The organism is Chthonobacter rhizosphaerae, assembly GCF_013839525.1.
GTDB classification, from domain to species: Bacteria; Pseudomonadota; Alphaproteobacteria; order Rhizobiales; family Pleomorphomonadaceae; genus Chthonobacter; species Chthonobacter rhizosphaerae.
In genome coordinates this window covers 67,266-88,117 of the sequence record NZ_JACDIS010000003.1, presented here as the reverse complement: position 1 = coordinate 88,117, position 20,852 = coordinate 67,266, and the positions used below count along the sequence as shown (strand labels likewise).

Here is a 20,852-nt window from a genome sequence, read left to right as displayed (position 1 = left end):
AAAAAGCGTTCTGCCGCGCGCAGGTCGCTTCCGCGAGGATGGACGCACGTGCTCGACCGCTCGTCGCCGGAGGATCGGCTGGTTCTGCCACCCGTCTTCACGCCCGTGCCGGCGGACGAGGGCAAGTCCGCCTTCCGCCATGCCCTCGGCCAGGCCGAGACGCTCGGGGCCGGGGCCTTCGTCCATGCTCTCCGACCGGACCGCCTGGACGTGGCGGTGGTGTTCGAACCGGAGGAGCCATGGTCGGGCGCCCGCCGCATCCTTCTCCTCGGCCTCGACGCCCTCGCCGACGCGCTCGTGGCGGCCGCGCCGCCCGCGATGGCGGTCACGCTCCGCTGGCCGGACACGGTGCTGATCCATGGCGCGACCGCCGGCGGCGTGCGGCTGGCGCCGTCCGCGCCGGTCACGGGGCGCGACGTGCCGGCGGCCGTGGTGCTGGGGCTGACCGTGCGGCTGGCGGCCGGACCCGGGCGGGAGCCCGGCGAGTGGGTCCGCGGGACGGCGCTCGCCGAGGAGGGGCTCGACGACCTCGATCCCGCCGCCTTCTGCGATCTCCTCGCCGCCCACATCCTGTCCCGGACCGACCTCTGGCTCGCCGAAGGCTTCGAGCGCATCGGGGCCGGACTGATCGGGCGCCTCGATCCATCCCCGGCCTCCGGCGCGCGGATCGGTCCGGACGGCGACCTCGTCGGGCCTGACGGGCGGATCCTCTCGGCCTTTCCGCCGGCGCCCCACCGGCCGGCGTGGCTCGACCCGGTGACGGAGGCTCCATGGCTTTGAAGCTGCTCAAGGTGGAACGTCTGGACACCTCCGACGACTTCGTGTTCGAACGGCCCGCCGCCAAGGGCGAGATCGCCGTGTCCGGAGCCTTCCACTTCTGGGGCGACGACCCGGGCACGCTCGCCGGCAAGCGCCGGCAGGCGTTCCGCACCGGCTTCCTCGGGCTCACGTCCTTCGGCCGGGCGACCCTCGCCGTCGCGTCCGGCGTGACGGACGCGGAGCGGGCGGCGGCGGTGGAGCGGCTGGCCATCCATCTGGTGGACCGGTGCGGCGCGCCGGACCTGCCGACGGCCCGCCGCGCCGCCGAGGAGGAGATCGCCTTCTCCGAAAACCTCGCGGACCTGCCCGAGGGCACCGTCGTGGCGCTCGCCCGCACGGTTGAGGACGGCGCGATCGCCGAGCGCTTCCGCACGCTGCACCGGGCCGAACCGAAGCAGGATTTCTCCCGCGGCCTGTTCAACGCCATCGTGGCGGTGCCGGACGACGAGACGGAGGACGACGTGGACCTCGCGGCGCTCGCGCGGACGCCGAACGGACCGCGCGGGCGGAGCGACCCATGAGGCGGAGCGACCCATGAGCGGCGATTTCTGGGTCTCGTCGGGCCATCACCTGCTGGAGCGGTCCGCCGGCGGCGGCCTGATGGTGACCGACGACTTCCTGAAGCTCTATCTGGCGAGGCCCGAGGTCGTGCCGCCGGAGGACGCCTGCGCGGCGGAGCGGACGCTGCACGCCCGCCTGATGGCGGAGCCGCGCCTCGCGGTGGACCCCGACTGGGTGGAGGCGATCGCCGATCCGGACGCCCGGGAGAACTGGCGCCATCTGCTGGCCTTCCGGGCGCGGCTCCTCGCCCATCCGACCCTGGAGGCAGTCTATCTCGATCTGGTGCGCGGCGCCGCGGCCGGCGCGACGCCGCCCATCTTCCTGCAGCAGCTCGTCCACGTGATCCTGCGCAACGCGCTCGACCGGGAACACGACCCGTTCGTGATCCGGGCGGCGGAGCTGTTCTTCCGGCCCCAGCGGATGACCATCCACGAGGGCCGGCTGCTCCTGGCCGACGAGGAGCGGGTGGGCGATCCGCGCCCGGCCGCCCACGGCTCGCCCCTGACGGCCCTGTTCGAGGACGCGAGCGCCCGGTCGCTCGACGTGCTCGGTCCCGAAACCGTGGACGGCTACAAGGCCCGGTCCGACGCCTTCGACACGGTGATCGACTTCCGCCTCGGCGGCGAGGCCCGCGCCGGCTTCGCCCGCGTCATGGAGATCTGGATCGGGCACATGCTGGCGCTGCCGGTGCGCATCGAGCCCGTGCCCCGCATCGAGGGAACGCTCGCCTGGTACGTCGGCCTCGACGCCGAGGCGACGCTGATCGGCGACGCCGCCTGGTCGGGCCGCCCGCTCGGGGAGGCGGAAGCGGGCCGGGTGGTCGCGCTGTTCCGGATGGACATTCTCGACCGGGAGCGCGTGGAGGACCGGGTGGCCGGCGAGCCGGTGGTGCTCATCCTGGCGGCGGGGGCGGACCGGGTGGTTCGCGTCAAGCCGCAGAACCTCATAGCCGGGCTGCCGCTGAAGGACCGGCCCTCGTCCTGAGCGAGGGCCGAAACCGCGAGGCCGCGCCGATCGTTACCGCACAACCAGAGCCAGGAGACCCGTCATGAAAGCCTTCGCCGCCGCCGTCGTCGTCTTCGTCGGGCTGGTCGCCGTGACCGGCATCTTCGCCCAACGCGAGCTGGGGCTGACCTCGGACGAGGCCTATTCCACCGTCGGCGCCCGGGTGGGCGAGGACGGCACGCCCACGCACCGGGGCTGGTGATCGTCGGGGCCGGGACGAAGAGAGGCGGGCTGGAGCCCGCCTCTTGTCTGTCGCTCCGTGTCGCCGCCGGCCTCACTCGGCCGGGCTGACCTCGCCGGGTGGGGTGCGCGGCGGCTGGTAGACCCGCGGCGGGCGCTTGGTCTCGTACCAGCCGCGGTGATGCTCCTTCGCCCAGTTCTCGTCCACCTCGCCGCGCCCCATGGCGTCGAACGCGCCCTCCATGCCGAGGGTGCCGATGTAGATGTGGGCGATGATGATGGCGGTGAGGAGCACGGCCAGAAGCCCGTGCACCACGTGGAAGATCTGCATGCCGCCGACGCCCGTGACGGCGAACGGCGCCAACATCAGGTAGCCGGTGACGGACATCGCCAGGCCGCCGAGCACCACGGCCCAGAAGATGCCCTTCTGGCCGGCGTTGAAGCGCTCCGTCTCCGGATGGTAGCTGGCGCCCTTGAGAACGCCGCCGGCGTGCCGGAGCCAGTCCCAGTCGGCCCGGCTCGGGATATTGTCCTTGATCCAGACCACCAGCATGAAGAGGATCGCGAAAACGAAGGGCGTGCCGGAGAAGTTGTGCACGTACTTCGCGACTTCCGAGGTGGCCGTGAAGGCGTCGTGGCCGATCAGCGGGATGAGCGCGTAGCGGCCGAACGTGACGATCAGGCCGGTGATCGCGAGGCTGATGAAGCTGAGCGCCGCCGTCCAGTGCGCCAGCCGTTCCCAGAAGCTGAAGCGCGGGATCCAGGTGCCGGAGCGGCCGGCGGAGATGCGGATGCGGCCGCGGTAGAGGAAGAAGGCCGCGAGGCCGAGGACCGTCACGCCGATGACGCCGATCGCCGTCCAGAACAGCCCCTCCATGCGGAAGGCGCGCCAGGTGCGGCCTTCCGGCTGGACGAGGGTGGCGAGCTTCTGGTCGGGGATGGAGACGCGCCCGACCACCTGGTCGTCATGGGGGACGTAGAGCTCCACCTGGTCGGGCGAGGTGAGGTTCGGGTCCGGCGTGCGGCTCTTCAGCGTCAGCCCGCCGGGCTCGGTCTCCACCGGGCCGGCTTCCGGCGACCCGTCGCCCACCTGCGCCCGCGCGTCGGGGGCGCCGAGCCCCACCGCGACGCTCATCAGGACGGCGACGAAGGCCGCGATGGGAAAACCCGCCCACCGGGGGCGCCTCGTGGTTGGCGTCATCGCGCGTCTCCTCCTCGTCAGATGGGCGTCAGGTGGTGCCGATCGCGCGGCCGGGCTCGAAGGTGTCGCGCTGGTCCGTCCGGTAGGCGACCGACCAGCCCCAGGCGCCCGAGCCGTAGCCCCGGCGCACCACGCGCTCCTTGTAGATCTCGGCGAGCACGTCGCCGTCGCCGGCCATCAGCGAACGGGTGGAGCACATCTCCGCGCAGAGCGGCAGCTTGCCCTCGGCGATGCGGTTGGTGCCGTACTTCTGGTACTCCACCTCGCTGTTGTCCTCCTCCGGACCGCCGGCGCAGTAGGTGCACTTGTCCATCTTGCCGCGGCCGCCGAAGTTGGACGCCTGCGGGTATTGCGGGGCGCCGAACGGGCAGGCGTAGAAGCAGTAGCCGCAGCCGATGCACAGGTCCTTGGAGTGGAGCACGATGCCGTCGTCGGTCTGGTAGAAGCAGTCGACCGGGCAGACGGCCGCGCAGGGCGGCTCGGTGCAGTGCATGCAGGCCATGGAGACGGACCGCTCGCCGGGCTGCCCGTCCTCCAGGGTGATCACCCGGCGGCGGTTCATGCCCCAGGGCACCTCGTGCTCGTTCTTGCACGCGGTCACGCAGGCGTTGCACTCGATGCAGCGCTCGCTGTCGCAGAGGAACTTCATTCTGGCCATGGACGTGTGTTCCTCCCTCAGGCCCGCTCGACGCGGCAGAGCGTGACCTTGGTTTCCTGCATGAACGTCACCGGGTCGTAGCCGTAGGTCGTGATGCCGTTCGCCGGTTCTCCGAGCACGTGCGGGTCGGTGCCCGCCGGATAGGCGGACCGCAGGTCCTCGCCCTGCCAGAAGCCGGAGAAGTGGAACGGCATGAAGATCACGCCGCGGCCGACGCGCTCGGTCACGAGCGCCTTCACCTTGGCGCGGCCCTCCTCGGGTCCGCTCACCCAGACCCAGTCGCCGTCGGCGACGCCAAGTTCGTCCGCGTCGCGGTTGTTGAGCTCCACGAACATGGTCTGCTGCAGTTCCGCCAGCCACCGGTTCGACCGGGTCTCCTCGCCGCCGCCCTCGTATTCCACGAGCCGGCCGGAGGTGTAGACGAACGGGAACTTGGTCCGCACGTCCGCCTGGACGGCGGCCTCCTGGACGCCGCGGTTGAGGTGCGGCAGGCGGAAGTCGCGCCGGTTCTCGATCGCCGGGTACTTGGACACCAGATCGGGCCGGGAGGTGTAGATCGGCTCGCGGTGGATCGGCACCGGGTCCGGCAGGTTCCAGGCCACGGCGCGGGCCTTGGCGTTGCCGTAGGGCAGGCAGCCGTGCTTGATGGCGACGCGCATGATGCCGAGCGACAGGTCGGTGTCCCACGACACCTTGTCGATGTCGGGCCCGCCGATCTGCTGGATGACGGCGAGTTCGCCCGGCGTCAGGTCCCGGTCCCAGCCGAGCTTCTTCAGGACCGCCATGGTGAATTCCGGATAGCCGTCCTCGATCTCCGAGCCGCGGGAGAAGCTGCCCTCGGCGAGCAGCGTCTGGCCGTCGCGCTCCACGCCGAAGCGGGCCCGGAACGTGCCGCCGCCCTCCATCACGTGCTTCGACGTGTCGTAGAGCACCGGGCTGCCCGGGTGCCGCCACTCCGGATAGCCCCAGCAGGGCCACGGCAGGCCGTAGTATTCGCCCTTCAGCGGGCCGGAGGTGGCCTGCATGGTGATGCGGTCGAAGGTGTGCTGGTACACCATGTGGAGCTTCAGCCGCTCCGGCGACGAGCCGGTGTAGCCGGTGGAGAGGGCGCCGCGGTTGATCTCGCGGGTGATGTCCTCGGGCAGCGGGCGCTCGCCTTCCACCTTGATGTGCTTGAACAGATCCTCCGCGAAGCCGAGCTTCACGGCGAGCTTGTAGAGGATCGTGTAGTCGTCCTTCGACTCGAAGATCGGCTCGACGAACTTCTGGCTCCACTGGATCGACCGGTTGGAGCAGACGCGGCTGCCATCGGTCTCGAACTGGGTGCAGCTCGGCAGGATGTAGGTGCCGTTCCGGCGCTGGCGCACCGCCGCGAAGGTGGTCGGGTGCGGGTCGATGACCACCAGCGTGTCGAGCTTCTCCATGCCCTTCAGCATGTCGGGCATGCGGGTGACCGTGTTGCCGCCATGGCCGAGCACCACCATGCCGCGGATCTGGTTCGGCTGATCGAGCTCGTCGTCCTCCGCCAGCACGCCGTCGAACCAGCGCGTGGTCGGAATGCCCTTCAGCTCCATGAGCTTCTTCTTCTCCTCGCGCGGCATGTCCGCGAGGCCGAAGCGGTCCATCATGGCGTCGTAGGACACGTCCCAGACGCGGCTCCAATGCTTCCAGGCGCCTTCGGTGAGGCCGTAGTAGGACGGCAGGGACGTGACGTCGAGGCCCATGTCGGTCGCGCCTTGCACGTTGCAGTGGCCGCGGTAGATGTTGGCCCCGCCGCCCTGGACGCCGATGTTGCCGAGCGCGAGCTGCAGGATGGAGAAGGCCCGCACGTTGGCGGTGCCGACGGTCTTCTGGGTCGCGCCCATGCACCAGATGAGCGTGGACGGCCGGTTCTTGGCCATCTGCTCCGCCACGAGGCGAAGCTGTTCAGCCGGCGCGCCGGAGACCTCCTCGACCACGTCCGGCGTCCACTTGGCCACCTCGGCGCGGACCTCGTCCATGCCGAAGACGCGCTGGGCGATGTACTGCTTGTCCTCCCAGCCGTTCTCAAAGATGTGCCACAGGATGCCCCAGACCACCGGAATGTCGGTGCCGGGGCGGATGCGCACATATTCCGTCGCGTGGGCGGCGGTGCGGGTGAAGCGCGGGTCGATGACGATGAAGGGCGCCCGGTTGCGCTCCTTGCCGCGCAACATGTGCTGCATGGCGACGGGATGCGCCTCGGCTGGGTTGCCGCCGATGATGACCAGGCACTTGGAGTTCTGGATGTCGTTGTAGCTGTTCGTCATCGCGCCGTAGCCCCAGGTGTTGGCGACGCCGGCGACGGTGGTGGAGTGACAGATGCGGGCCTGGTGATCGACGTTGTTGGTGCCCCAGAAGGCCGCGAACTTGCGGAGGAGATAGGCGGTCTCGTTGGAGAACTTGGCCGAGCCGAGCCAGAACACGCTGTCCGGCCCGAGTTCGCTGCGGATCCGGAGCAGCCGGTCGCCGACCTCCTCGATGGCCTGGTCCCAGGAGATGCGCTGCCACTCGCCGTCGACGAGCTTCAGCGGATACTTCACCCGCCGCTCGCCCTTGGTGAGTTCGCGCACCGACGCGCCCTTGGCGCAGTGGGTGCCCTGGCTGATGGGGCTGTCCCAGCCCGGCTCCTGCTGCACCCAGACCCCGTTCTGGATCTCGCCCACCACGGTGCAGCCGACCGAGCAGTGGGTGCAGATGCCCTTTTTCAGCTGCTTCTCCTCGGTGGCCACGAGGGCATCGGCCTTCGCCTCCGTGACCATCGCGCCGGGCAGCGCGCCGAGGGCGGCGAGGCTGGCGCCCGCGAGACCGACGCCTTCCAGGAAGGCGCGCCGGGAGACTTCGCCGGAGGCGGCGGGAGCCGGAACGGGCACAGGGGCCGCGGCGCGGGCGGGCTTGCGCTTGGTGAGCATGGCCTCTCCCCTCAGATCCGGTTCAAGTCGTAGAAGCGCTTGACGTGCGGCGTCTCCGAATAGCGGGTCTTCACCTGCTCCTCCGGCGCCTCGCGGGCTTCGGCCAGCACCACGCCGCCGGCCGCCGCAGCGGCGCCGGCGAGGCCGGCGCCGGTCAGGAACGCCCGGCGGCCGGGGTCCTTCAGATCGTCCGGGGTGTCCCGGCGGGGCGTCTCGTCCTGGCTCATGGCTCGGTCCTTGACTTCGAGGGCGGGGAGGGCCGTCCGGCCCTTGAGGGCGATCCCGTCAGAGCAGCGCGAACGCTTCGGCCTCGATCTCCAGGAGGAGCGAGCCGAGCGCGCCGACGGCGGCGTAGAAGGGCGATCCGCTGACCGCCGAGAGATCCGTGAAGAAGCGGGGCGCCCAGGGGGCGAGGTGGGTGTCGAAGAAGCGGAGCTGTTCCAGCTCGTCGGCCCTGGTGCCGAAACGACCGTCGATCAGCACCGCCATGGTCTCCAGGAGGGCGGCGATGTGGTCCTCCGGCTCGGGAACCGACCGGACCCGGGCAAGGCCGAGGCGCTTCAGGTCGGCCCGGACCGCGATCAGCGGGCGGTCCTGCAGGAAGCCGGTCCGGTAGTAGGACGCATAGGGAACGAGCTCGCCCCGGCTGAGGCCGATGAAGAGCCGGTCGAACTGTCGGCGCACCTGGTCCGCGTCGGCCTCCGCGGCGGTCCGGCCGACGGCCCCGATGGCCGCGCCGAGATCCCCGTCGCCGCCGTTGAGGCGTCCGATCCTGGAAAGAAGATCCTTGTTGGGCGGCTGTGCGAGCACGGCGGCGAGCAGCATGTAGACGCGCGCCCGGTTGGCGTCGGCTTCCGTCAGCGCCACGACCCCCTCGCTCATGCTTCGCCTCCCAACTCCCTCCGGCCGCGACGCGCCGCCGCAACCGTCCTCAGACGCCCAACGCGCGACAGCGGTTTTTGTTTCGAAAAGGGAAACAACACGGCATCTCACGTGTTGTCCGAACTCTGCCTTGCACTCACGGGGGCTCCATGCGCCGTCGCCCGACCTCCTTCGCCCGTGCCGCCATCGCGACCGCCGTCCTGATGCTGGCCGCCACCGCCGCGTCCGTCGCGCCGGCCCAGCAGGGCGTCCTGCCGCCGCCTCCGGCCCAGGAAGGCGCGCCGCCGCCGGGGCAGGAGGGCATGCCGCCGCCGCCCGCCCAGGTGACGCCGATGCCGCAGGAGGTGGCGCCCGGCGGCGCCCCGGCTTCGCCGCCCGGAGAGCCCGGCGCGGCCGAAGGGGCCGGCATCACCGGCGGTGACGTCCAGGCCGACGCCCCGAACCAGCCCGCGCCGCAGGGCACCCGCGCGCCGCGCGCGGAGACCAGCGCCAACACCGGCGGCGAACTCTATCCGCTGCTGGCCCGGGTCCGCGCCGCCCCGCCGGCGATCGACGGCCGGCCGCAGCCGCGCCCGAACCCGCTGGCGAGCGAGCCCGCCAAGGAGATGGAGCCGGACCCGCGAGGCAACCCGGACCACCTGTTCCCGGAGAACTACGTGGAATGATCCGCCCGAGGGCATGATGCTGGAGCGCTTCCCGGTCCACGTGATCGTCGAACGGCGGCCCGCGGTGAGCCGCTGGATCGACCACGTCTGGCGCGTCGTGGCCGTGGTGCCGGGCCGGGTGGAGGCGCCCGCGTGGCACGTTCTCGCCGAGGCCGACGGCGTGACGCGCTATCTGGCCGGCTCCACCGACCTGATGGTCCACCCGGCCGAGACGGCCGCCCTCAAGGACAATCTGGAAGCGCCGACGCCGAGCGTCTACGTGGTGCTGAGGCCCGACGACGGGCCGATCGGCTGGCGGCTGCTGCTCGCCACCGTCGACCCGGCCGAGGCGCATTCCCACAGCGACAGCGGCAGCGACCTGGTGGAGGCCCTGCCGATGGCGGAGCCGATCCGCGTCTGGATCGCGCGCTTCGTGGCGACCCATCACGTGGAGCGGACGGTCTACAAGCGCCAGCGGGACCGGTCCGAGAAGGACGGTCCGCGACGCCGCCCGGTGGACGGCTGGACCGGCAAGGACGACGAATGAGCGACGGCTTTCTCGCACGCTGGTCCCTGCGCAAGCAGGCGAGCCGGACGACCGCCGGACCCGCGGCCGCGGCGCCCGCCGTGACCGAGGCGCCCGCCGAGGATCCGCCGGTTGAGCCGGCGGAGGCTGTGGCTGTCGAGACCGGCCGCGATCCTGACGACACGTCCCGGCCGTGCGGGCCGACCGACGATCTTCCGCCCGTGGAGGAACTGGACGCCGGCAGCGACTACAAGGCCTTCCTCCGGCGCGATGTCCCAAAGGCCGTGCGGGCGGCGGCGCTGAGAAAAGCCTGGACCACCGATCCGGCCATCGCCGACTACCGGCCGCTCGCGGACTATGACTGGGACTTCAACGCGCCGGGCTACGCGGCCCTCCGGCCGACCGACGACCCGACGCGGTTCGTGAAGGCCCTGTTCCGGCACCTGGAGGAGAAGGCGCCGGACGCCGCCGATCCGGCCACCACAGGTCCGGTGACGCCGGACGGCGCGCCGCCCGAAGCGGCGCCGGTCGCGCCGGGGCCGGTCGGCGAGACCTCGGAGCCCGCCGTGGCGACGCTCGACCCGGCCGCGGCGACCGGCACGCCGGTGGAGCCGGGCGCCGCCATGGCCGACGCGCCCGCGCCGGACGATCCGGTCCGGGCCTGACAGCGACGTCCGTACAGGCCCGGCGGCGATCGCCGGACGCGATCGGTCACCAGTCGAACGCGTCCGTCACGAGCCGGCGGCCCACCAGGAAGGCGTCCGCCACCACCCGCAGCGGCGCGGCGTCCACGTCGCTTTCGCCGGCCTCCACCAGGGCGTGGAAGCGGCGGTAGATGCGGCGATACTCCCGGTCGGCCTCGTCCACCACGGTGGTGCCGTCGACCGCCAGGCAGGTGCCGCCGCGGCTCAGCGTCAGCGTCGGCCCGCCGTCCACCTCGATCGTGATGGTCCAGATCTCGCCGCCGGTCTGGCGCCAGTCCAGGTCGGCGGTGAAGCGCGCTCCGGGCACGTCCGGCGGCCGCCGGAACACGACAGACGCCGCGATGGGGGTGTCGCGGTTCGCCGGAAAGGTGAGGTCGGCCGACGCCACGAAGGGCGGGAAGGGCAGCACGCGGGTGAGGATCGAGACGGCGTTGATGCCGGGGTCGAACACCCCGAACCCGCCCGCCTGCCAGATCCACTCCTGGCCCGGGTGCCACTTGCGAACGTCCTCCTTCCAGTCCACGCGGACCGACCGGATCCGCGCGCCCGCGAGCCGCTCGCGAGCGGCGTCCACGGCGGCGTTGAACTGGGAGTGCCAAGTTGCGAACAGGGTGCGGCCGGCGCGCTCGGCCTCGGCGCGAAGGTCCTCCAGTTCCATGAGGCTGGCGGTCGGAGGCTTCTCCATCAGCACGTGCCTGCCGGCCCGCAGCGCTTCGCGGACGAGCCCGTGCCGCACGTCCGGCGGCGTGCAGATGGCGACCGCGGTGACGTCCGGCATGGCCGACAGCATGTCCGCCTGCGTGCGGAAGCTCGGCAGGCCGTCGTGCTCCACGCCCCGTTGGCTGACGAGGGCCGCGAGCCTGAACAGTCCGGTCTCCTCGATCGACGGAATGTGCTGATCGATCGCGATCTTGCCGACCCCCACGATGGCCAGCTTGTGCTTCGACATGGGTTGATCCTCCCCGATGCTCCCAACGGCCGCTTGTATCGGCCCGACGGCATCTTGGCGAGACCGAGCGGCCCTGCCACGGACGGATTTCCGCCCGCGAAGGGGCCGCGAATACTTGCCGCCGGGAACAAGCTGGACCGGAGCCTTGTTCCTCACCGCGAAACCTCGCGGGAGATCCTTCATGCTCGACGCCGCCCTCGACCAGATCAACGGGCTGATCTGGAACCACCTCCTGATCTACCTGCTGATCGGGGTCGGCGTCTGGTTCACCGTGCGCACGCGGTTCGTCCAGTTCAGGATGTTCGGCCATTCGCTGTCGGCGCTGCGCCGGTCCCGGTCCCATGCGGAGGGTGGCATCTCGGCCTTCCAGGCCTTCTGCATCGGTCTCGCCTCCCGGGTCGGCACCGGCAATATCGCCGGCGTGGCGGTGGCGATCACGCTCGGCGGACCGGGCGCGGTGTTCTGGATGTGGGTGGTGGCGCTGGTCGGCATGGCGACCGCGTTCGTGGAGGCGACGCTCGCGCAGATGTTCAAGCTGCGCCAGGGCGACGGCACCTACCGGGGCGGCCCCGCCTACTACATCGAGCGCGGCCTCGGCTCGCGCCTCTGGGGCAGCATCTTCGCGGTGCTGCTGATCGTGACCTTCGGTCTCGCCTTCAACGCCGTGCAGGCGAACACCATCGCGGACACCCTGCAGTCGGCCCACGCCGTGCCGACCTGGGCGACGGCCGCCGTTCTGGTCCTGCTCGCCGCGCCCGTGGTGTTCGGCGGCATGCGGACGATCGCCAGGGTGGCGGAATGGCTGCTGCCGGTGATGGCCATCCTGTACATCGGCCTTGCGCTCGTCATCGTGGCGCTGCACGTGGACCGGGTGCCGGAGGTGGTCTCGCTCATCGTGCGGTCCGCCTTCGGCCTCGACGAGGCGGTGGCCGGCACGGTCGGCGGCATCGGGGCCGCGGTCCTCAACGGGGTCAAGCGGGGCCTGTTCTCCAACGAGGCCGGCATGGGCAGCGCCCCCAACGCGGCGGCGACCGCGACCGTCGGCCATCCGGCGTCCCAGGGCTTCATCCAGGCGCTCGGCGTCTTCGTCGACACGATCGTGATCTGCTCGGCGACCGCCTTCATCGTGCTGGTCTCCGGCCTCTACGACCCGGCCACGGCCACCCAGGTCGCCGGCGCGTCGCTGACCCAGGCGGCCGTCGCCGAAAGTCTCGGCGTGGCGGGCACGGTCCTGATGACCGTGGTCATCTTCCTGTTCGCCTTCTCGTCCATTCTCGGCAACTACGCCTACGCCGACGGCAACCTCACCTACCTGCGGGCGCCCGGACCGGCCTTCATGGCCTTCCGCCTGATCGCGCTTCTCGCGGTGGTCGGCGGCTCGCTCGGCACCCTGCCGACGGTCTGGGCCATGGCCGACGTGTCCATGGGCTTGATGGCGACGGTCAACCTCGTCGCCATCCTGCTTCTCGGCAAGTGGGCCTTCGCGGCGCTCAAGGACTACGAGGGCTCGCTGCCCGGCGAGCCGGTGTTCAACTCGCGGGAGAACGCCCACCTGCCGGCGCGCATCGGCACGGGGGTCTGGCGCAAGGACTGAGGCGGCGCGCAGGGGAGGGGCGCCGGATCTCCGGTCCGGGCCGCAAGGGCCGGCGGCCGGATGTTGCCGCCGAGGAGATCGAGCGCGCGGGCGACGGCCTCGTCGCGGGATGTGGCGAGAACGTCGACGGCGGGCTCCAGCCGCCGGCTCGCCTCCGCGAGCCGGTCCGCTTCCAGCCGCAGCCGCGCCTCGAGGGCCGGCGCCGCCGACCGCGACAGCCGCCGGCGGGCCATCAGCGAGCGGACGCACACCTCCACCGGCGTGTCGAGCAGAAGCACGACGAGGGGCGCGCGCAGCGCCAGCCGCCGCGTGAGCTCCACGTCCACGGCGAGGCGGTTGCCCTCCAGGATCACGTCGTGGCCCCGCGCCGATTCCCGCAGCGCCAGATCGAACGCCAGGGCGAGCCCGCCGTCCGTCTGCCGAATGGCGTCGCAGCCGCCGCTTGGACGGTCGTAGCAGCCGATCACCGCGAGCGGCGGCCCCGGGTCCCGGCGCGGGTGGACCCCGAGAAGCCGCCGCCCGTCGGCGCTCCGCAGCACCTCGGCCGCCGGACCGTAGGCAGCAAGGAGGCGCCGCACGACGACCGTCTTGCCCGACCCGCTGATGCCCCGGACATTGATGATCATGCGCCCCTCCCTCATGCGGTCGCCGTGGTGGTCGACGAAGACAAGCAGGGATCGAGAGCGGGCTGAAGCGAAATCGAGGCGCTCACGCCATAGCGGGCGCGCGCGACGGGACCGATGATGGCGGACCGCCGGGCGCGACAGCGGGCGGGAGCGGCGGCGAAGGCCCGAAGGCGCCCATCGCCACGCGTCGCGCGGCGACGACCCGCGAGAGGCGTCCACAGCAAACCGAACCGATTGGGGAGAAGGCTGGGAGGGTTTCGGGAAAACCCTTTCGTCCCAAGTCGTAAGGTGGTCGGAGTGGCAGGATTTGAACCTGCGACCCCCTCGTCCCGAACGAGGTGCGCTACCAGGCTGCGCTACACTCCGTCTGCCGTGGGCGAGCTTATAGCGACGCATTTCGAAGGCCGCAAGGGGCGCGGCGGCGAAATGTTCTCCGGTCGCGGACGGCCGCGGGGTCCGCCGCGTCCGGCCGCACCGGCAGTTGCGAGCCGTCCGCTCCCCCGCTATACCGCTCGTCGCGGAGCCGGCGCGCTCCGTCGGTGGGGCGTCGCCAAGTGGTAAGGCAGCGGATTTTGATTCCGCCATTCCCAGGTTCGAATCCTGGCGCCCCAGCCAACGCCTTCCTTGAAATTCCGCACTGCGATCGGCGGGCGCGCGATCATCAGGGTCCAGCGGCCTATACGGGCAGACGGCTACTCGGCCTCGGCCAGCGGCGCGGGAGCGCGTCCCCGCGTTGCGCCGGACGGCGGGCGACGGGGGCCGCTTGCTTCTCCATCAGGACCGCGAGCACGACCAGGCACTGGCTGGTCAGCAGGCTCTTCGACGAGATCGAGACGCTGGTGAACGTGACGAGCGCGAAGTAGAGCACGATGAAGGCGGACGAGGTCGCGGATGAACGACCGGCCGACAGCAGCAGGGCGTGCGTGCTGACGATCAGCGCGAAGGCCGCCGGGACGCCGAACGTCAGCGCCAGCCCGATCCAGGACAACTCGATCCCGTAGGGCGAATCGAAGAAGAGCATCATGTCTTCCCGGACGAAGAAGGACGTGCCGAGCATCAGCTCGGACAGGCTGACGGACGCGATCATCTGGAACGCGGCGTAGCGCGTCTCGTTGCTGCCGCCCGCGTCGCTGATGCGCTCGATCAGGACGTCGGCGACGCCGAGGTGCAGGAGAACGGGCGAGGCCACGAGCAGCGCGATCGCGAACGCGCCGAACCGCAGGAAATCCCGGCGGCCCTGGCCTTTCACGAGCGCCGTGCCGGTCGCGACCAGGAGGCGGAGAGCGAGCAAGGCGAGGAGGCCCCCGACCGCCGCTCGGGCGCCAAACGACAGCATGGCCGCCGCATGGAGAACGAGCATCAGGACGGGTAGGACCGATGGCCGCGCCCGACGGTCCCGCATCATGATCGCCAGGATGAAGACGCCGGTCATCAGGCCGTTGTTGAGGGGGTGGCCGAGAAGGGCCGTGGGCCGGTTGTCGAAATCGATCAGATGCGTGCCGGCCACGAACGGCAGCAGCCTTTGGCCGGTGGCCGCCTCGAACAGGGCGAGAAGCGAGTTGGCGGCGAAGAAGAGCTGGAGAAAGCGGTCCATGGCCTCCGTCGTGTCCGGCGCGGCACTTCGGAGGGCGATCGCCAGCACGGCCGGCAGCGCGAAGGTGACGACGAGAATGGAGAGTTCGCCGCCGCCCGCTTCGAAGCCAGCGACGAGCGAAAGGCCGAGCGCTCCAGCCACCACGGCCAGCTGTCGCCCCGCCGCGAGGGGCATCGGGCCCGGCGTGATATCCGCCGGCGAGCGGTTCAGAAGCGCGGCGCCGGCCGCCACGACGGCGAGATAGAACGTCGGGTGGATTTTCTCCAGCAGTCCGGACGTCGGCGAGAAGTAGCCGATGCCGAACAGCGTCAGCGCATTGGCCGAGCCACCGAAAAGGAGGACGACGCTGGCGAGCAACAGCAACTGCATTCGTCATCCCGGTTCACGGTGTCCGCTCCGCCCGACGGCGCCGAACGGCGTCGAGGCGTTCGAGCCGCCCTGCCGCCCGGTCCGGACATCCACCACGGCCGTAACAGTATTCCAGCGGGACGGGTATTTTTCAAATAAATAAGCGTAAACATAAGAAGCGCGCTGACCAGTGACTATAAGTTGCTATGTATTTAGCATAGACCTCTGAGATTAAATCAAAGAAATGAATGTATTTGCAACGGTTTAACGACTGTGGAAAGTGTGGCTGTAGGGGTAAATGACGCCGTGTGTTGCTGATTGCGATCGCGCGCGGGCGGGAGGGTCGACGTGCGCGTTTTGCTGCTCGGGTTTCGTGGCATCTGCGGACCTCAGGGCGGCGTGGAAGCGCACGTTGAGACGATTGCTCGTGAACTTGCCGCCCTCAACGGGAGCACATTGTCCCTGGAGGTGGTGGAGCGGCAGCCCTACGTCCAGCGACCTCCAGCCGAGGAAGCCGCTCTTCCCATCGGCGTCCGTCGCCGCCCGATCTGGAGCCCCACGTCCGCTCCGTTCGAGGCTCTCGTCCACACTCTTCTCGGTGTCCTCTATGCCGGCGTCAGGCGGCCGGATGTCCTGCACATTCACGGGATCGGCCCGGGGCTCATGGCCCCACTCGCCAGGCTGCTGGGGCTGACCGTGGTGGTCACCCATCACGGGGAGGACTATCTGCGCGAGAAATGGGGCTGGCTGGCGAGGGCCGTGCTTCGCCTCGGCGAACAATGCGCGGTGCGGTTCGCCCATACGTGCATCGTCGTCAACCCGGTTGTTCGGCAGCGTCTGGAGCGGCGCTACGACACGGGCCTGTGCTACATTCCCAACGCGGCCGTCCGTCTCGGCCGCGAATCGGCGGCCGCAAGCTCGCCGCGCGCGGCCGCGTCGCGTAGGCTGATCATCAGCGTCGGCCGGATCGTGCCGGAGAAGCGGCAGCTCGACCTCATCGAGGCCTTCAGCCGGATCGACGCGCCGGGGTGGCGCCTGGTCCTCGTCGGCGGCGCCGACCACCAGAGCGACTACGCCCGTTCCGTATCGGCGGCAGCGTCGAAGCGGCCGGAGGTGGTGATGACCGGGGCCATCGACAAGCGGGCGGTGGCGGACCATCTGGCGCAAGCCGGCCTGTTCGTCCTCCCGTCGTCGCACGAAGGCCTGCCGATCGCGCTTCTCGAGGCGATGGGCATGGGCCTCCCGGTGATCGTCAGCGACATACCCAACCTCAAGGCGCTGTCGCTGCCCGACAACTGCTACCTGCCTGTCGGTGACACGGAACGCCTGTCGACGGCGCTGCAGAAGTTCGTCGACACCCATCCGGATGGCGGCGGCGGTGTGGACTGGACCGCGCATCTGGCGCCGTTCGACGTCGAGGCGGTCGCCCGGGCGACCCACGACGTCTACCTCGCCGCGGCCAATCGGCGGAGGAGGGCCGGACGGCGGCCGAACCTCGGCGTCGGAGTCGCTGCCGAGGAGCATTGACCGTATGGCGCCCGATGGTCGGGGGCGTTCGCGACCGAGCGCTTCCCGGCGCGCGCGATCGGTTAAGGATAAGGCCGCGCTGATCAGTGCGTCGGGGGCAGGCCGGCCGCGATCACGCTCCAGTAGCGCTCAACCGTCGGCTCCATGCTGTAGCGGGACGCGCCGGCAACGACTTTCGCCCGGAACTCCGCCTCCCTGACGGGAGTGGTGAGAAGGTCCAGGCCTCGCGCCATGCGGTCCGGATCGCCGACGGGGACGAGCAGGCCGTACTTGCCCTCCGTCAGGTCCGTCACGGTGGAGTGCGGCTGATCGTTGAGGATTTCCGACGGGCCGGACGGACAGTCCGTCGACAGAACGGGCACCCCGAGCGCCATCGCCTCGACAAGCGCGTTGGGAAACCCCTCCGTGTTGGAGCAGAGGACGTATCCCGCCGACCGGGCGAGCAGCGGAAAGGGATTGTTCAGGAAGCCCGTGAAGACCACCCTGTCCCGCAACCCGAGATCCGCTGACAGCGCTTTCAGGGCCTCGTCGTCGGGCCCGGTTCCGACGATCACGAGACGTCCGCGGAAGCGGGAGGCCGCGAATGCCCGGATCAGGCAGGCGAAATTCTTGGTCGGTTGGAGCCGTCCCATGCCGACCAGATAAGGACCTGGAGGCAGGTCGCCGGGCGGTTCCTCGGACAGCCGCCGAAGCGCCGCCATGTCCACCGGGTTCGGAATGGTCGTGACCTTGGCCGGATCGACCCTGAAAGTTTCGACAAGATCCGTCCGGACGCCGTCGGCGACCGCGATGACCGCGTCGGCGCGCGGATAGAGGAGACGGACCAGCCCTCTTGCGATCCGGTTCGAGAATCCCTGTCCCAGATGACGGCTCGTGAACGTCCGTTCGCTGATGACGCAGCGATAGCCCAGCAGTTCGGATGTCATGACGTTGACCAGGTTCGCCCGGGTCAGGAAGCTGAGGACGGCGGCCGGGCGGTGCCTGCGGGCGAGGCGCGCGAACGCGCGTTGGGACGAAAGGAGCGACGGACCCGCCGCCAGCCGATGGACGACGAGGCCGTCCGGAACCGGGTAGGCATCCGGTTCGTCGTCGATGAGGACGAGGTGGACCTCGACCCTTCTGCACCAATCTCCCGAGTGGCGCAGAAGCGTGGTGAGCACCCGTTCCGCCCCGCCGCCCGCCAACGAGTTGATCAAGAAGAACACGGGGCTCATGTCTGGTCGCTCCGTCAGCTGTGGGTTTCGGCCGGCTCGCGTGCGAGATCGTGACCTGCCTCGACGTCGGATCCGGGCAGATACGTCAGCGCCGCGACGGAGCGCCAGGAGCGCGACGCCGCATGCTCCCGAGCGTTCTTGCCGAGGGCGTGCCGGAGCGCCGGGTCGGCCTGCAAGCGTTGCAGAGCCTCCGCGAGCGCCGCGGGGTCTTCCGGCGGCACCAGCAGGCCCGTTACGCCAGAGACGACGGCGTCCGGAATGCCGCCCGAGGTGGTGGCCAGGGCGGGAACGCCCAGGGCCGCGGCTTCCAGAAAGGCGAGGCCGAAGCCCTCCACCGCGCCGTCGGCGCTCCGGTAGGCGGGCAGACAGAAGAGATCGGCCGCCGCGACAAGATCCATGACATCCGGCCGGGGAAGGGGGCCGAGAATGCGGACATCCGCCTCGAGGCCGGCGACGCGTCTCTGGAGTTCGTCCACATAGGCGCGGTCGATGGGCGGACCGACGATGCGCCAGACGATGGCGCGCGCCGACGCGGCGGGAAGCCTGCCGAGAGCCTCGGCGAGGACGAGGTGACCTTTCCGGGGAACGAGCCGGCCGAGCGTGACGATCACGAACCGGTCCGCCGCAACATGATGCCGCCGCCGGGCAGCCGGCCGGTCGACCGGGTGGGCGAGCCACGCGTCGCCGACACCGAGACCGATCGGGTGAACCTTGTCCGGCGGCGGCGAGAAGGCCTGGCGAAGCGCATCGGCGGTATACTCGGAATTGGCGACATACTCGGCCCAGCCGTTCCAGAACCGGAGAAGCCGGAGCGGTATCGCCCGCTTGGGATGCTGCATGAACCGCACCTCGGTGCCGTGGACCGTCACCAGGCACCGGCTCCGGCCGCGGAAGGGCGACAGGGCGAGCGGAATGAAGAACGGCCAGTCGGCCGCGTGGACGATGGTCGGCGCGCTCACCTCGGAGGCGATGCGGCGGACGAGCCGGATCTTGGCGACGAGATCGCGGCCCGCGTGCTGCCCGCCTTCGAACCGGATCAGCCGGTAGGGGCGGGGCTCTTCCGGTTCGCCATCGACGGCGCGGATGTCAGGCGCGCGGCCGTAGTCCGGGGCGACGACCGTGACGTCCAGGCCGAGATCGGCCGCCGCCGTCGCCATCTCGTGGGCATAGGTGCCGATCCCACCCTGGAAGGGCGGGAATTCACTCGAAAAGATCAGGACCTTCAAGCGCGCCTCCAAGGCCGGAGCTTCCCGGACGGAACACGGTCAGCGAAAACACAGCACGTTCATCCGGGAGAGGACCAGGATGCCCGCCCCGTAGGTGATCGCGCCCACGGCCGTCGCCAACACGAGCGAGCCGAGGCCGCCGGTCGCCGGGTTCGCCAAGACGATGAGCGGTATGGGAGCGGCGGCCGCCAGGATGGCAGCCGCGTCCTTCGCCGAGGAAGTGAAGGCCCTTATCCTACTCGCCAGGACCCAACTGACGATCAGGGCCGCGGCGGACGCCGCGACGGGCCCGAGGACGGCACCCGGAGCGCCGAGGTCGGCGGCGCCTGCGAGACCGAGGACGGACCCGAGCGCCAGCTCCAGGAGCGTCACGGCCGTCACCGCGCGGGTGCGCCGGTTCAGAAGGAAGACCTGATCGACGGTATGCGAGCGCAGGTACCGGAGCGTGCCGAACGCCACCGCCAGCGGTAGTGCGAGGTGGGCGGTGTCGCGCATCCCGGGCGGGATCAGCACCTCAATCAGGGCCGGGCTGACGCTGATGGCCCCGATGCCGACCGGCAGCACGACCAGCAGCACCATGCGGAAATTGGACGCGAGCTGACGATAGGCCGCGTCCGCCCCGTCACGCTCGTAGATGGAGACGGCCAGCGGATAGGCGCCGGCGGTCACCAGCATGACGGCCACCGAGGCGATCCGGAGCCCCATCCCGTAGGGCACCGCGAAGGCGCCTGCCACTTCGAGCCCATAGAGCCCATCGACGATGAAGCGGGGCGCGTTGAGCGTGAGGGCCGACAGGAGGGCCCCGGCCATGACCGGTCCGCCGAACCGCGCCGCCTGCCATCCGATGTCGAGGTGAACCCTGAGGCCGGCGCGGAGCATGTCCATGCGCAGGAGGCACGCGATGATCGCCGCTCCCTGGCAGGCGATCAGCGGCCCGAAGGCGGCGCCCGCCGTCGGACCCCAGTGGTCGACCGCCGGGACCGTCAGGGCGAGCGCGCCGGCGGGGATGCCGACTTGGACGATGGTGTAGAGCCCGATCTGGGAGTCCGCCCGGGCGCGCTCCGCCAGATAGGTCGCCAGGGACCGCGTCAGCAGGAAAGCCGCCATCAGCGCCAGGGTCGTCCGGTCGATGTGGTCGGCGAAGTAGAGCGCCGCCACCGGGGTGGCGCAAGCGAGCATCGCGGCGCTGGAGCCGAGGATGGCCGCCGCCTCGGCCTGGAGGAACCGGGCCATGCCGCCCGCGAGCCGGAAGCCGGCGAGGTGGCGGAGAAGATATTGGGACCACCAAGTATAAAAAAAGGCGAACGCGATCTCCTGGATCGCCGTGGCGAGGGCGATCGTGCCGACCAGCGCGCTTGGAAGAAGATGAGCCCAAGCAAGGACGAGGACGAACTGAAGCGTCGGCGCCAGGATTTGCGCCGGCAGGTAGAGGAGCGTTCGCCGGAAAAGCATATAGATTAGCCGATATATAACTGAGCGATCGGCATGACATTACTATGATGTATTGAAACCGCAACAGGCCGGGCGACGGGTCATCCTTCTCATGCTCGGAATTTTTCATTCGGACCCGACGACGAGCCACCCTGTCGGGCCGCCCTCACCGGGCTTCGGGGCTCGCCGGAAACGACACGACCCCCGCGCCGGAGGAGCGGGGGCCGTTGATC

20 protein-coding genes and 2 tRNA genes are annotated in these 20,852 nt (G+C 70.4%); 10 read left to right on the top strand and 12 right to left on the bottom strand.

The annotated features are described in order from the left end of the window. The first annotated feature begins 48 nt into the window (after positions 1 to 48). The 4 genes from HND91_RS06670 (at position 49) to HND91_RS06655 (ending at position 2,587) form a co-directional block, all read left to right on the top strand. Positions 49 to 780: a biotin/lipoate--protein ligase family protein gene (locus HND91_RS06670; RefSeq protein WP_181705774.1), complete on the top strand. Its 732-nt coding sequence runs from the start codon at positions 49 to 51 to the stop codon at positions 778 to 780. Further along, complete coding sequence (locus HND91_RS06665) at positions 771 to 1,340, top strand: DUF6505 family protein (protein WP_181705773.1); 570 nt, start codon at positions 771 to 773, stop codon at positions 1,338 to 1,340. The genes HND91_RS06670 and HND91_RS06665 overlap by 10 nt, the downstream gene beginning before the upstream one ends. A gap of 13 nt (positions 1,341 to 1,353) precedes the next feature. Further along, positions 1,354 to 2,364, top strand: coding sequence for a DUF6352 family protein (locus HND91_RS06660; RefSeq protein WP_181705772.1), 1,011 nt, complete (start codon positions 1,354 to 1,356; stop codon positions 2,362 to 2,364). A gap of 64 nt (positions 2,365 to 2,428) precedes the next feature. Next, positions 2,429 to 2,587, top strand: a complete 159-nt coding sequence (locus tag HND91_RS06655) for a hypothetical protein (protein WP_181705771.1) — start codon at positions 2,429 to 2,431, stop codon at positions 2,585 to 2,587. Between the two features lie 72 nt (positions 2,588 to 2,659). On the opposite strand, the gene HND91_RS06650 is transcribed toward HND91_RS06655, so the two are convergent. Genes HND91_RS06650 through HND91_RS06630 form a run of 5 tightly spaced genes read right to left on the bottom strand, consistent with a single transcriptional unit; the run spans position 2,660 to position 8,236 of the window. Beyond that, positions 2,660 to 3,766, bottom strand: coding sequence for a formate dehydrogenase subunit gamma (locus tag HND91_RS06650; protein ID WP_210272616.1), 1,107 nt, complete (start codon positions 3,764 to 3,766; stop codon positions 2,660 to 2,662). Positions 3,767 to 3,794: 28 nt separating this feature from the next. Next, complete coding sequence (gene fdh3B, locus HND91_RS06645; protein WP_181705770.1) at positions 3,795 to 4,424, bottom strand: formate dehydrogenase FDH3 subunit beta; 630 nt, start codon at positions 4,422 to 4,424, stop codon at positions 3,795 to 3,797. Positions 4,425 to 4,441: 17 nt separating this feature from the next. After that, on the bottom strand, positions 4,442 to 7,354 hold the full coding sequence (locus HND91_RS06640) for a formate dehydrogenase subunit alpha (protein ID WP_181705769.1): 2,913 nt from the start codon (positions 7,352 to 7,354) through the stop codon (positions 4,442 to 4,444). Positions 7,355 to 7,365: 11 nt separating this feature from the next. Then, positions 7,366 to 7,581, bottom strand: coding sequence for a twin-arginine translocation signal domain-containing protein (locus tag HND91_RS06635; protein WP_181705768.1), 216 nt, complete (start codon positions 7,579 to 7,581; stop codon positions 7,366 to 7,368). Between the two features lie 58 nt (positions 7,582 to 7,639). Next, complete coding sequence (locus HND91_RS06630) at positions 7,640 to 8,236, bottom strand: TorD/DmsD family molecular chaperone (protein ID WP_181705767.1); 597 nt, start codon at positions 8,234 to 8,236, stop codon at positions 7,640 to 7,642. Between the two features lie 149 nt (positions 8,237 to 8,385). Between HND91_RS06630 and HND91_RS06625 the strand changes: the two genes are divergently transcribed. Genes HND91_RS06625 through HND91_RS06615 form a run of 3 tightly spaced genes read left to right on the top strand, consistent with a single transcriptional unit; the run spans position 8,386 to position 10,071 of the window. Beyond that, positions 8,386 to 8,901, top strand: coding sequence for a hypothetical protein (locus tag HND91_RS06625; protein ID WP_181705766.1), 516 nt, complete (start codon positions 8,386 to 8,388; stop codon positions 8,899 to 8,901). A gap of 16 nt (positions 8,902 to 8,917) precedes the next feature. After that, entirely contained in the window at positions 8,918 to 9,427 is a 510-nt protein-coding gene (locus tag HND91_RS06620; protein WP_181705765.1) for a DUF3305 domain-containing protein, read from the top strand. Continuing rightward, positions 9,424 to 10,071 carry a DUF3306 domain-containing protein gene (locus HND91_RS06615; RefSeq protein ID WP_181705764.1) on the top strand — a complete coding sequence of 216 codons (648 nt, stop codon included), beginning with the start codon at positions 9,424 to 9,426 and terminating at the stop codon, positions 10,069 to 10,071. Before HND91_RS06620 ends, HND91_RS06615 begins: the two co-directional genes overlap by 4 nt. A gap of 46 nt (positions 10,072 to 10,117) precedes the next feature. Here the strand turns inward: HND91_RS06615 and HND91_RS06610 are convergent, their stop codons facing one another. Beyond that, positions 10,118 to 11,059, bottom strand: coding sequence for a Gfo/Idh/MocA family protein (locus tag HND91_RS06610; protein ID WP_181705763.1), 942 nt, complete (start codon positions 11,057 to 11,059; stop codon positions 10,118 to 10,120). A 181-nt stretch (positions 11,060 to 11,240) separates the two neighbouring features. Here HND91_RS06610 and HND91_RS06605 point away from each other — a divergent pair, with 181 nt between their 5' ends. Further along, entirely contained in the window at positions 11,241 to 12,653 is a 1,413-nt protein-coding gene (locus HND91_RS06605; protein WP_181705762.1) for an alanine/glycine:cation symporter family protein, read from the top strand. Here HND91_RS06605 and HND91_RS06600 read toward each other — a convergent pair. Together HND91_RS06600 and HND91_RS06595 are read right to left on the bottom strand one after the other, a co-directional pair. Beyond that, positions 12,557 to 13,279 carry an AAA family ATPase gene (locus HND91_RS06600; RefSeq protein ID WP_181705761.1) on the bottom strand — a complete coding sequence of 241 codons (723 nt, stop codon included), beginning with the start codon at positions 13,277 to 13,279 and terminating at the stop codon, positions 12,557 to 12,559. The genes HND91_RS06605 and HND91_RS06600 overlap by 97 nt on opposite strands. Positions 13,280 to 13,568: 289 nt before the next feature. Continuing rightward, positions 13,569 to 13,645 (bottom strand) — tRNA-Pro (locus HND91_RS06595). 174 nt (positions 13,646 to 13,819) lie between these two features. On the opposite strand from HND91_RS06595, the gene HND91_RS06590 reads away from it, so the two are divergent. Beyond that, positions 13,820 to 13,894, top strand: a tRNA-Gln gene (locus HND91_RS06590). A gap of 61 nt (positions 13,895 to 13,955) precedes the next feature. Here HND91_RS06590 and HND91_RS06585 read toward each other — a convergent pair. Continuing rightward, positions 13,956 to 15,242 (bottom strand): VpsF family polysaccharide biosynthesis protein, encoded by a 1,287-nt coding sequence (locus tag HND91_RS06585; protein WP_181705760.1) that lies wholly within the window; start codon positions 15,240 to 15,242, stop codon positions 13,956 to 13,958. 297 nt (positions 15,243 to 15,539) lie between these two features. Between HND91_RS06585 and HND91_RS06580 the strand changes: the two genes are divergently transcribed. Then, positions 15,540 to 16,748, top strand: a complete 1,209-nt coding sequence (locus tag HND91_RS06580; RefSeq protein WP_181705759.1) for a glycosyltransferase family 4 protein — start codon at positions 15,540 to 15,542, stop codon at positions 16,746 to 16,748. A gap of 83 nt (positions 16,749 to 16,831) precedes the next feature. Here the strand turns inward: HND91_RS06580 and HND91_RS06575 are convergent, their stop codons facing one another. Genes HND91_RS06575 through HND91_RS06565 form a run of 3 tightly spaced genes read right to left on the bottom strand, consistent with a single transcriptional unit; the run spans position 16,832 to position 20,640 of the window. Next, complete coding sequence (locus tag HND91_RS06575) at positions 16,832 to 17,962, bottom strand: glycosyltransferase (RefSeq protein WP_181705758.1); 1,131 nt, start codon at positions 17,960 to 17,962, stop codon at positions 16,832 to 16,834. Positions 17,963 to 17,976: 14 nt separating this feature from the next. After that, positions 17,977 to 19,188, bottom strand: coding sequence for a glycosyltransferase family 4 protein (locus HND91_RS06570; protein WP_181705757.1), 1,212 nt, complete (start codon positions 19,186 to 19,188; stop codon positions 17,977 to 17,979). Positions 19,189 to 19,227: 39 nt separating this feature from the next. Beyond that, entirely contained in the window at positions 19,228 to 20,640 is a 1,413-nt protein-coding gene (locus tag HND91_RS06565; protein ID WP_181705756.1) for a lipopolysaccharide biosynthesis protein, read from the bottom strand. Positions 20,641 to 20,852 lie beyond the last annotated feature (212 nt).